At 52.0% G+C, this 11,843-nt stretch carries 11 protein-coding genes; 1 reads left to right on the top strand and 10 read right to left on the bottom strand.

All coding sequences use genetic code 11. The features are described from left to right. Positions 1-12: 12 nt before the first annotated feature. From ACJJIE_RS05290 to ACJJIE_RS05245, 10 genes are all read right to left on the bottom strand, one after another. Positions 13-735: a type II secretion system protein GspJ gene (locus ACJJIE_RS05290; RefSeq protein WP_444893808.1), complete on the bottom strand. Its 723-nt coding sequence runs from the start codon at positions 733-735 to the stop codon at positions 13-15. Positions 736-740: 5 nt separating this feature from the next. Beyond that, a complete protein-coding gene (gene gspI / locus ACJJIE_RS05285; protein WP_282932710.1) occupies positions 741-1,112 on the bottom strand; it encodes a type II secretion system minor pseudopilin GspI in 372 nt (123 codons plus the stop codon). Continuing rightward, a complete protein-coding gene (gspH, locus tag ACJJIE_RS05280; RefSeq protein ID WP_444893807.1) occupies positions 1,102-1,668 on the bottom strand; it encodes a type II secretion system minor pseudopilin GspH in 567 nt (188 codons plus the stop codon). The genes gspI and gspH overlap by 11 nt, the downstream gene beginning before the upstream one ends. 19 nt (positions 1,669-1,687) lie before the next feature. Beyond that, positions 1,688-2,116, bottom strand: coding sequence for a type II secretion system major pseudopilin GspG (gene gspG / locus ACJJIE_RS05275; RefSeq protein ID WP_282932708.1), 429 nt, complete (start codon positions 2,114-2,116; stop codon positions 1,688-1,690). A gap of 267 nt (positions 2,117-2,383) precedes the next feature. Next, a complete protein-coding gene (gene gspF / locus ACJJIE_RS05270) occupies positions 2,384-3,601 on the bottom strand; it encodes a type II secretion system inner membrane protein GspF (RefSeq protein WP_444893806.1) in 1,218 nt (405 codons plus the stop codon). Between the two features lie 2 nt (positions 3,602-3,603). Then, positions 3,604-5,100: a type II secretion system ATPase GspE gene (gspE, locus tag ACJJIE_RS05265; RefSeq protein WP_282932706.1), complete on the bottom strand. Its 1,497-nt coding sequence runs from the start codon at positions 5,098-5,100 to the stop codon at positions 3,604-3,606. Further along, complete coding sequence (gene gspD / locus ACJJIE_RS05260) at positions 5,097-7,106, bottom strand: type II secretion system secretin GspD (protein ID WP_444893805.1); 2,010 nt, start codon at positions 7,104-7,106, stop codon at positions 5,097-5,099. Before gspD ends, gspE begins: the two co-directional genes overlap by 4 nt. A 57-nt stretch (positions 7,107-7,163) precedes the next feature. Further along, positions 7,164-7,862 carry a type II secretion system protein N gene (locus tag ACJJIE_RS05255; protein ID WP_444893804.1) on the bottom strand — a complete coding sequence of 233 codons (699 nt, stop codon included), beginning with the start codon at positions 7,860-7,862 and terminating at the stop codon, positions 7,164-7,166. Between the two features lie 220 nt (positions 7,863-8,082). Next, entirely contained in the window at positions 8,083-9,012 is a 930-nt protein-coding gene (locus ACJJIE_RS05250) for an electron transfer flavoprotein subunit alpha/FixB family protein (RefSeq protein ID WP_444893803.1), read from the bottom strand. Further along, positions 9,012-9,761 (bottom strand): electron transfer flavoprotein subunit beta/FixA family protein, encoded by a 750-nt coding sequence (locus ACJJIE_RS05245; RefSeq protein WP_282932702.1) that lies wholly within the window; start codon positions 9,759-9,761, stop codon positions 9,012-9,014. The genes ACJJIE_RS05250 and ACJJIE_RS05245 overlap by 1 nt, the downstream gene beginning before the upstream one ends. Before the next feature lie 354 nt (positions 9,762-10,115). Between ACJJIE_RS05245 and ACJJIE_RS05240 the strand changes: the two genes are divergently transcribed. Beyond that, positions 10,116-11,753 carry an electron transfer flavoprotein-ubiquinone oxidoreductase gene (locus ACJJIE_RS05240; RefSeq protein WP_444893802.1) on the top strand — a complete coding sequence of 546 codons (1,638 nt, stop codon included), beginning with the start codon at positions 10,116-10,118 and terminating at the stop codon, positions 11,751-11,753. Positions 11,754-11,843 lie beyond the last annotated feature (90 nt).

Below are 11,843 nucleotides of genomic sequence, written 5' to 3'. Positions count from 1 at the left end.
ACTTTTCATGGCCTAAGTCCCGTTATCGTCATTGTCATCAGAAGAACTATCTTCCTCTGTCAATATCTGGAAAACGCGACGGATCTCTCCGTACTGTTGGGTGACAATAACGAACTCAATAGCTTGAGGAAGGCGTGTATCCGCCTCTGTTGTGGAAGTAGTAGTACTAACAGGCGGCCATTGGGCAACCCAGGCATCACTGTCTGGATCCAAGTATTGAAGGCTCAAGCTTTCGACACCCATTAGGAGGGGCTCAGTAATGGGCTCAGAGTCGGGGGACCGGTCCAAAACCTGCCATCGACTGCGTAACAACAGCCCACCGAACTCTTCATCCTCCCCCCCTGTACCGATAGTCAAGGAGTCGGTTTCAAGGTCCTCGGCATAACCGATACTGTAACTTAAGCGCAGCAGCTCTCCGCGAGGTTCACCTGTGAGGTTTGCCGCACCTAAGCGAGTAAACTCCAGCTCATCTTCGTCCCCGCGCAATGCGGGCTCATAGCCGCTATAAGCATTCTTAACCGCGCGGGCAGTGACTTGGCGAAAATCGTTATCTATACGGTACATCGCCATAGAAAAGCGGCGTAGCTGTTCCGCTCTCTGATCCACCATTTCTTCAGTATCAAAAAAGAGTCCCAGCAGGGAGAAAGAACCGACACTGATAATTGCGACCAGGATTAAAACAACAAGAACTTCAACAAGGGTAAAGCCCGACTGGCTGGGAAGGCGCATAGACATATTAGTTACTCCTCCGCAGCCCAGGCATCCAGAGTCAGGGTCGGGTACTCCGCATCCAGGTGGCCCACCTCAATAATGATATGGCGCAAGCGCTCATTACTAGTGGCCTCTACACGGGCGCTTACCTCCCACTCCTGCAGTCCAAGCACTACCTGATCAGTTTGTTCACCCAGTGGAGGCCAGGGAGTTTGCACGCGAACCTGGGAAAGCACCTGTTGGGCAACCCAGTTTGCGGAAAGTCGGTCTTCCATTACTCGCTGCTGGCGCACACTGCGCTGCATTGCTTGCAAGACACTGGCGGCAATAACCCCAAAAATGACCAGAGCTATTAATACTTCCACTAAGGTAAAGCCGCGCTGGGCACCCTTAAATCTCATCGGCCTGCCACTCTAGCTGAAATCCATTCAGGCTGGTGTAAGAAATTGTCGCGCCTCTAACATCGTCGCCATTCTCAACAAGATACATGGCAACCTCCACTGGAAGCACCTCTCCACTAGAGAGAGCAACAAATTGGGGAACTACCCGATCTTCGCTGGTTTCTTCCGCAAATTCGGTAGATTCTGCCGAGGGCAGTTCGGCCTCTGTTATCACTTCGAGGCGTACAATTTCAGGCAGCTCATGAGCGGCAAAACGTGCAGCGCGCCTTCCGGACACTACTGAATCCAAGGGCAGCCAGGTCATGGTCTCCTGCTCAAAATGCACAACACTATAAGTGCCTTGTTCAAAAACAACGCCGTAATGCATTTTGTCAATCAGGGCTCGATCCGCAACCAACTGTAAAAGGGCCGACAGGCGCTGGGCTTCTTTTTGCCACACACGCCCGCCAGAATTCCCCATCGATAGAGTCGCCATGCCCGCCAGAGAGGCGATGATGACAATCACTACCAACAGTTCGATCAGCGTAAAGCCGCGGCTTCGACCGATGCTATACATCAAGTGCAAATTTCAGGTGTTACAGGTCAGTAACGTAGATATCAGCGGCTTCGCCCTCACCGCCCGCTTTGCCATCGGCACCGAGGGTGAACAGGTCGTAGGCACCGGCACTGCCTGGGCTGATGTACTGATATTCATAGCCCCAAGGATCTTTTGGCGCTTTCTTAAGGTAGGGCTCAGTCCAGTTCTTAGCTTCGGGGAAGCCGGATGGGCGGGATACCAGTGCCATCAAACCCTGGTCAGAGCTGGGGTAGACAAAGTTATCCATACGGTAGAGGTCCAGTGCAGTCTCGATGGCTTTCAGGTCAACCCTGGCCGCTTTCATGCGAGCTTCTCCGGTCTTGCCAAGTACATTAGGTACAACCAGTGCACCAAGCACCCCGAGAATTACGATCACCACCATAATTTCAATCAGGGTAAAGCCACCACTTTTACGTAGGGTTTTCATTTTTCTCTCCTAGTTCACTCTAACTCTGGGAACCCCAAGGGTCACGATACCCTTCGTGACCCCAATTATTTAAAAGTCACCAAATCAGTAAATTACACGATTCCCCAGCCTAAAGCAGCAACATGCCCAGCAAAACTGCCGCTCCCAGCCCAACAAGAATCTTCGACGCCTCTAGCAGTGTAAAGCCGGCGCTGTTGCGCAAGGATTTCATACCAACCTCCTGAAGCAGCTACGCAATTTCTCTTTGACCTACACCTAATTTGAGCGTTAAACGACCAATTCGTTCATGCTCAGAATTGGCATCATAATAGCCATAACGATGAACAACACGATGGCAGCCATTATCAGCAGCATCAAAGGTTCAAAGATGCTCACAAAGGCAGTTACCGCACCCTGCAAATCCTGCTCTTGCGAATCCGCCGCACGCTGCAGCATTTCATCGAGAGTGCCCGAAGACTCACCACTTGCGATCATGTAGATCATCATCGGTGGAAAATAGCCTACATCTTCCAGTGCTTTACGAAGGCTCCCGCCCTCGCGCACGCTCTTTTGAGCCGCATCGAGCCTGTCTTTAAGGAAGGTATTGGTCATTACCCCTCCGGCGATACCCATGGCTTGTACCAACGGGACACTGCTGCCCGTAAGAATCGCTAGGGTACCCACATAACGAGCACTCTGAGCACCGCGTATCAACCAACCAATAATTGGTAGCTCCAGCAAACGATGGTGGAAACGATATCGGATTGCCGGGCGCCGCAGCATCATCACAACCCCAAAAATGAGTGCTCCAAGTGCCGGCGGCACCAACCAGCCCCAGGCAGAAATGAAATCACTCATGGACACCAGGATACGGGTAGCCAGCGGCAAAACCTGCCCGGTGCCGGTAAATACCTCGATAACATCAGGCACCACGTACACCATCAAACCGGTTACGACCAATACACAGATAAATACCAAAACAACTGGGTAGATCAGAGCAAGCTGTACCTTCTGGCGAAATTGCTGCTGCCCTTCCGTGTAGTCACCGAGGCGATCCAGCACCGCATCCAAATGACCAGAGTGCTCCCCTGCTTCAACCGTAGCGCGATAGAGTTTGGGGAATGCCCGTGGAAAACTGCTCAGGGCCAAGGCAAAGCTGTGCCCTTCAAGAATTTTGCCCCGAACAGCCAATACCACGCGCTTGATTTTTTGGTTGCGAGTCTGGTTGGCAATGGCCCCAAGGGTTTCTTCCAGGGGAATACCCGCTCGAAGCAAGGTGGACATCTGCCGAGTTAGCAGGGCCAGGTTTTTAACACTCAGCCCAGGGCTACCAGATAGAAAGCTGGCACCGCCCTTCTCTTCTTTCTCGGTAGCTGCACTGACTTCCAGGGGCACCATACCTTTAGCGCGCAGCTGCTGCCGCGCAGCGCGCGCGCTATCCGCCTCGAGCGTACCGCGACTCTTGCGGCCGGATGCTGCCAGCGCTGTATACTCAAAAGCTGCCACAATCAGGACTCCTGCGTAACTCGTAGCACTTCCTCTAGGGAGGTCCTACCCGCCAGTACTTTCTCTATGCCGTCGTCGCGGATGCTGGGGCCAAGCTTGCGGGCTTCTGCAACCAACTTACTCTCTGAAGCGCGATCGTGAATCAATTGGCGCATCACTTCATTGAGCGGCACCAATTCATAGATACCGATACGACCGACATAGCCACTGTGGCTACACTCTTCACAGCCATTGGGTTGATAAATAATGGCTTCTTCATCGGGTTTGACACCCAGAACCTCACGCTCGCTGCTGTCAGCCACATGAGGTTGCTTGCATTCAGGGCACAAAACTCGCACCAGTCGCTGGGCTAGAACACCAATCAAGCTGGACGATAAAAGAAAAGGCTCAATTCCCATATCCACCAGGCGGGTTACCGAACCCAAAGCCGTGTTGGTGTGCAGGGTTGAGAGCACCAAGTGTCCGGTCAAACTCGCCTGGATTGCAATCTGCATAGTCTCCAGGTCTCGAATTTCACCGACCATCACCACATCTGGGTCCTGACGCAGAATCGCGCGAAGCCCCCGGGCAAAAGTCATATCGGCTTTGGTATTTACCTGAGTCTGTCCAACCCCTTCCAGGTTGTATTCCACCGGGTCCTCGACCGTCAGAATGTTCTTCTCACGGTTATTGATACTGCCGAGGCCAGCATACAAGGTGGTGGTTTTACCGGAGCCCGTTGGTCCGGTCACCAGGATAATGCCGTGGGGGTGTCCCAACAGGTCTGTCATCACACGCAAGTCGCGATCTGCCATCCCCAGCTTACTCAGGTCCATTTTGCCCGCTTGCTTATCCAGCAGACGCATTACAACCCGCTCACCCGCCGATGACGGCATGGTAGAGACACGTACATCTACCTCTCGGCCAGCCATCAAAAGGGAGATCCGGCCATCTTGGGGCACACGTTTCTCTGCGATATCCAGCTTTGCCATTACCTTAATACGGGATACCAGCAATGGAGCCAGAGCACGCCGAGGCTGCAGTACTTCGCGGAGTACACCATCCACCCGAAAGCGCACAACGAGGCGCTTCTCAAAGGTTTCAATATGAATATCCGAGGCGCCCTGCTTGAGCGATTCGGCAAAAATTGCGTTGATCAATTTGACGATGGGTGCATCGTCTTCCTGCTCCAACAAGTCTTCAGTCTCAGGCAGCGAATCGGCAACTGCTGCAAGATCCAGGTCTTCACCCAGGCCTTCGACTTCGGAGAGGTTGCCCCCCTCCCTGTTCTCGTACAGGCGTTGCAAAGCGCCCTGGAAAACGCCTTCCTCTACAGCCTCCAAAGACACAGCCGCACCACTGATGCGCTGCACTTCGGCAACCGCTGATGGACTCAGCGGCGCCACATATTGGCAGAGGGGTTTGCCTTCCTGCTCTGTTAACAGAACCTTGTGACGCTTTGCGAAAGCGTAGGGAAGGCGGCGAATTGTTGGAGTCCCTGTTCCTGTTTCAGCCGTCATTTAGCTTCTTCTACCTCCAACACCTCAACGTCCACATCCTCTTCCAGTGATTCAATGGCAGCACCATCTATAGAACCATCTACCGGAGCAGGGCTCTCGTTATAGGTACCGGTTGGCGGCATCATATCAGGCAGCACATCACCGCGATGCCAATCCCAGATCAGGCTGGTGCGGTCTTTCAGGAATATTTGCTTTTGCTGCATATCCATATAGCGTCTGCGCGTCTCCTCGTAGCCAGCAACCTGGGTACTGAGGATTCTGGGGCGTAGGAATACCATTAGATTAGTCTTGGTAACATCTTTACTAGTGTTGCGGAAAAGACGTCCGATACCGGGGATATCACCCAGCAGGGGCACTTTGGACACTGACTCAGAAACCTGATCTTCCATCAGGCCGCCCAGCACTAGAATGGCGCCATCATCAATCAGTACTTTAGTGCGAATTTCGCGCTTGCTAGTGACGATATCCGAAGCCCCTGTTTCAGCCTCAACTGTCGACGGCAGAACATTTTCAACTTTTTGCTCAATTTCGAGAGTTACTGAGTTGTTATTGTTAACACGGGGAATCACTTTGAGGGTGGTACCTACATCTTCACGCTGAATAGTGGTGAAGGGATCGTCATTACTACCAGACAGCAATTGCTCACCAGTAATGAAGGGTACGTTCTGACCTACCAAAATCTCAGCTTCTTCATTATCCAAAGCCATGATGGTCGGTGTAGACAGAATATTGGTATTGGTTTCAGAGGCCACAGCATTAATTGCTGCGCGAATATCAGTACCACTCAGGTAACCCAGATTTAGTGCACCTGCGCCCAAGAGGTCAGTTACTGGCAGCGAGAACGGATTAATCTCGCCATCATCATCAAAAGAACCAGTATTGTTCCAGCCCGCAACCGCATTGTCACCAGCACCGGCAATCCAGCTAATCCCCAGCTCATTACCAGTACCTTCTGTCACTTCGACAATAATTGCTTCGATCAGAACCTGCGCTCTGCGCACATCCAATCTGGCAATAACACCTTTCATTGTCTCAAGCAGTGCGGGAGGGGCAGTTAATACCAGAGCATTGAGAGATTCATTAACCTGGATACTAACTTCAACATTTGCAGCTTGCTGATCCTTCTCAGTGTTTTGGATACTGCCGCTCATACCTTCAAGAATTGGCTTGAGGTCTGCAGCATTTGCGTATTGGATATAAACAACTGCAGTGTTGCCATCGCCATCTAGCGGCGCATCTAGGCGACCGATAACGGTCTTGATCTGCTGGCGAGTAACTGGGTCTCCGGTCAGCAAAATGCTATTGGAGCGTTCATCAACAGAGATTCGCAGAGGCTGCACTTCTTTGCCAGCCTTGTTTCCGCTGGTTTGAAGAAGGTCATTAAGTACCTGTTGGACTGCTTTCGCGGAAGCAAACATCAGCGGTACCACCTCAATATCAATGGCACCAGCCCGATCAAGCTGTTTCACCAGACGAATAATCTGGTCAATATTGGCAGCGCGATCGGCAATGATCAGGGTGTTGGTATCCGCGTAAGCCGCTAAGTGCCCAGTTTGCGGAATCAATGGGCGAAGCATGGCGATCAACTGTGAAGCGGAGATATTCTCTACCCTTACAGTACGCACAACGAGGGACTCCGCTGGAGCGCGAGTAGTCTCATCAGCGACAGGTATTGCTTGCTGCTTGGCTAATGCATCTGGAACTACCTTCCAGGTGCCACCCTGCTCCACTAGGCTAAACCCGTTAACCTGAAGCACGGACATAAACACATCAAAGGCTTCGTTATGAGTCATGGGGTCGCCGGCAACCACAGTGACCTTACCTTTAACGTTTGGGTGGACAATAATATTTTTGCCAGTGAAGTCAGCGGCCCAATTGATCAGATCACGAATGTCTGCATTGTCGAGAGAAAGGGTAACCCGCTCCGGGCCCTGAGCCAGCGTTGCAGTACAAACAAAAAAACTCAATCCGACCGCAAGCAGCCGTCGATAAAACATCTTCATCATTATTTATCTGGCTCTAGTAAATGTTCAAAAAATCAAAACAATCTAGGTAGATAGTTTTTATTTAGGCTCACGCTGAGCACGTCGCTCGCGGGCCAATTCACGCAGTTGCTCCATTCTCTCCCGAATGTTCTGCTGGTTCTCACCCCGTTGCGCAGTGCTTCTTCTGGAGGAGCTGGAACTCGCCGTTCTCTGCCTGGAACTACTGACGCCTTTCAAAGGTACGTTTGGTCTTCCATCCACTTCTGGGTATGTCAGTTTTTCCATCCTGCCATTACGACGAAGAACCACGTGGTCAACCTCAACAGAATATAGTTCGGCGCCACCTGGAAGCCGATCACCAACATACAAACGCTTGGAGGGTTTACCTTTCTCCGACACCAGAGCACTGGCTTTGGTTTTATTGGAACTATCAAAAACACCGGATAAAACGATATTCAACTGAGTCAAAGGAATATTATCGAGATCGACTTCAGGGACTTCCGTAGCTTTTTTAGGTTCAGCACGACCAAAGAACGGAGTGCTGGGGAGACTGGCAGCGCTGGGGGGGAGAGCCCCTCTCGGGCTTTTGCGCTCTACCAGCAGAGACTCCTGCGGATCGCTTGGTACCAGTAGGGAGCCATAAGCAAATAAGTTGCCGGACAACCACAACAGGCCAATAGCTGACGCCGCCATGGTGCCACGGGAAAGACCTTTGCTCGGCTCACCCTGGGCAAACTTATTGCCAATTGAGCCTACGGCTCGTGCTAGAGGGGACATGAACATACCCACATACAAGTTCAACTTTCTGAGGTTATTGGTTTTTGACGCCTATTTTCTTGCCTCAGCCCGGGAAAGGCAACGCTCTTTCAAGTTAAACGCTGCAAACCCTCATTTCGTCCCTTAAATTGCACACTAGTTCCGCAGTTTGTCACCAAAAAACGAAAAAAGGCGGCATGACGCCGCCTTTTTCAATGCTAGCTAGTATAGCAATCGGGCATTACAGCTTTGTCTCAAGCTCTGGTACAGCTTCAAACAGATCAGCTACCAGGCCATAGTCAGCAACGGAGAAGATCGGTGCTTCTTCATCCTTGTTAATGGCTACGATAACCTTGGAGTCTTTCATGCCTGCCAAGTGCTGGATTGCGCCGGAGATGCCAACGGCAATATACAGGTCAGGAGCAACGATCTTACCGGTTTGGCCAACCTGCATATCGTTAGGTACGAAACCTGCATCCACAGCAGCACGGGAGGCGCCAACTGCAGCACCCAGCTTGTCGGCCAGTTTATACAGCATTTCGAAGTTTTCGCCATTCTGCATGCCGCGGCCACCAGAAATGACTACGCTCGCAGCGGTCAATTCAGGGCGATCGGATACAGCCAGCTCTTCACCAACAAAAGAGGAAACACCAGCGTCATCTGCGATATCTACAGGCTCAACTGCGGCACTTCCACCTTCAGCGGACACTGCGTCGAAGGCAGTAGTACGCACAGAGATCACCTTAATGGCATCGGAGCTCTGTACAGTGGCAATGACGTTACCGGCATAAATCGGGCGCTTGAAAGTATCTGCACTTTCAACAGCAACGATGTCGGAAATCGGCTGTACATCCAGCAGCGCAGCAGCGCGTGGCAGCATGTTCTTGCCGGTAGTAGTGGCTGGAGCCAGGATGTGGCCGTAGTCTTTGCCCAAGTCCGCTACCAGCTTGGCAACGTTCTCAGCCAACTGATGCTCGTAAGCAGCATTATCTGCCAGCAGTACTTTGGAAACGCCTTCAGCTTTAGCAGCAGCTTCCGCGACAGGGCCGCAGCCAGATCCAGCAACCAATACAGCAACATCACCGCCAATAGCCTTGGCAGCAGCGATGGTATTGAGCGTAGCGCCCTTCAGCTCGGCGTTGTCGTGTTCAGCAATAACCAGAATGCTCATCAGATTACCTTCGCCTCGTTTTTCAGTTTCTCTACCAGTTCAGCAACGTCAGCAACCTTAATGCCTGCTTGACGCTCAGCCGGCGGCTCAACTTTCAGGGTTTTGGTGCGGGGAGTAATATCAACGCCCAGCTCATCCGGGGTCGTGGTATCGAGAGGCTTACGCTTTGCCTTCATGATGTTAGGCAGGGAGGCGTAACGCGGCTCATTCAGGCGCAGGTCAGTAGTAACAATGGCAGGCAGTTTCAGCTCAACAGTCTGCAGGCCGCCGTCAATTTCACGAGTTACCTTAACAGCGTCGCCTTCTACGGCAACTTCAGAGGCGAAGGTACCCTGCCCCATGCCAGTCAAAGCGCCCAGCATCTGGCCGGTCTGGTTGTTATCGCCATCGATGGACTGCTTGCCCAGAATTACCATTTGAGGCTCTTCTTTCTCAACAATCGCTTTCAAGCATTTGGCTACTGCCAAAGGCTGCAGCTCAGCATCGGTCTCAACCAGGATACCGCGGTCGGCACCCAGGGCCAGTGCAGTGCGGATTTGCTCTTGGCATTGCTTGGAGCCCATGGAAACGGCGACTATCTCGCTGACAACGCCTTTTTCCTTCAAGCGCACCGCCTCTTCTACTGCGATTTCGCAGAAGGGGTTGATAGACATTTTGACGTTGGCTGTATCAACGTCAGAGCCGTCCGCCTTGGGGCGAACCTTGACGTTGTAGTCAACAACGCGTTTCACAGCTACAAGAACTTTCATGGAAATCCCGTCTCAAATATGCTTTTTAACAGCCGCGACTGATAATTCACGTCGCGAACGGATACGGTGTTCTGGTCAAACAAGTGTTTGAACGGCGTGTATGGTGGCGGTTCTATAACGCAAAATCAATAGTCAAATGGAAGTCCCTCCTGCCATTCACAAAATCTATTTCCGGGAATAAGAACCACCTATCCACCCCCAGTAAGCCGTTGAAATACAGCGCATTTGCCATAGCAAATGAATAGTCATGCAATTGGTAGGGTTGATTAAACGCCTATATAATCCGCCAGCAATATAAATGATAAGGCCGGATTGGCCGCAAAAAAGTTGAATACAACTGCTGAGGAGAGTGCCGTGGAACGCGAATCAATGGAATACGATGTAGTGATCGTGGGTGCCGGCCCCGCTGGATTGGCCGCGGCCTGTCGTATTCGTCAGCTCAATGAAGACGTCTCTGTATGTGTCGTGGAGAAAGGCTCAGAAGTAGGAGCTCACATCCTATCCGGTGCTGTATTTGAGCCCACCGCCCTTAATGAACTCTTCCCCGACTGGAAAGAACGTGGAGCCCCCCTCAATACTGAGGTAAAAGGCGACGACATCTACGTCCTGCGCAGCGAAGAGAACTCTATAAAAGTCCCCAACATGTTTGTGCCCAGCACCATGCACAACGAGGGCAACTACATTATCAGTCTCGGCAACCTGTGCCGTTGGCTGGCAGAACAAGCCGAAAGCCTGGGAGTGGAAATCTTCCCTGGCTTCGCTGCTGCTGAAGTTCTGTACAACGAAGATGGCTCTGTAAAAGGTATCGCTACTGGCGATATGGGCATCGGCATGAACGGAGAGCAGAAAGACTCTTACATGCCGGGCATGGAGCTGCATGCCAAATACACTCTCTTCGCTGAAGGTTGTCGCGGTCACCTGGGCAAGCAGCTGATCGAACGCTTTAAGCTAGACGAAGATGCCGACCCACAACACTACGGCATCGGTATTAAAGAGATTTGGAAAGTCCCTGCGGACAAATACCAGCAAGGCCTGGTTGTTCACACCGCTGGCTGGCCGCTGGAACAAAGCTCCACCCACGGTGGCGGCTTCCTTTACCACCTCGAAGACAACCAGGTTGTTGTCGGCTTGATTACTGACCTCGCCTACAGCAACCCCCATGTGAGTCCATTTGACGAGTTCCAGCGCTATAAACACCATCCGGTAATCAAGCAGTACCTGGAAGGTGGCGAGCGCGTCGCCTACGGTGCCCGCGCCATAGTAAAAGGTGGCCTTCAATCCCAACCGAAAATGACCTTCCCTGGCGGCCTGTTGATCGGTGATAACGCCGGCACCCTGAACTTTGCCAAGATCAAGGGCAATCACACCGCGATGAAATCCGGCATGATCGCGGCTGAGTCTGTAGTTGAAGCCCTCGCCGCTGAGCGCAACAGCGAAGAGCTGACCGACTACACCACCAAGTATCGCGATAGCTGGGCCTGGAAAGAGCTGCACATGCAGCGCAACTTCGGCCCTGCCCAGCACAAATGGGGCAACATTCTGGGATCTGCCTATGCATTTGTGGATATCAATATCTTTAAAGGCAAGCTTCCCTGGACCCTGCGCGACACCAAGGCTGACCACGCCCAGCTCAAACCTGCTGCTGACTGCGCAAAGATTGACTATCCGAAGCCCGACGGCGTACTCAGTTTTGACAAGCTATCTTCCGTGTTTATTTCCAATACTAACCACGAAGAAGACCAGCCTTGCCACCTGACCCTGAAGGACCCAGAAGTTCCGCTGAGTCACAACCTGCCGATTTACGATGAACCCGCGCAGCGCTACTGCCCTGCCGGTGTTTATGAGGTTATTGAGGACACCAACGGTAAGCGCTTCCAGATCAACGCTCAAAACTGCGTACACTGTAAGACCTGTGACATTAAGGACCCAACCCAAAATATTGTTTGGGTAACCCCTGAAGGTGCCGGCGGCCCCAATTATCCAAATATGTAATTGGGTCTACACATAAAAATGGCGCCGATGGCGCCATTTTTTATTGCTTGAGAACGCATATTTTCGTGCACTTAATCTAAGGCACAGCCA

Source organism: Microbulbifer maximicatervae (SeqCode) (genome assembly GCF_052467325.1).
The sequence above is the reverse complement of the archived record's forward strand: the minus strand, read 5'-3'. Positions and strand labels throughout refer to the sequence as shown.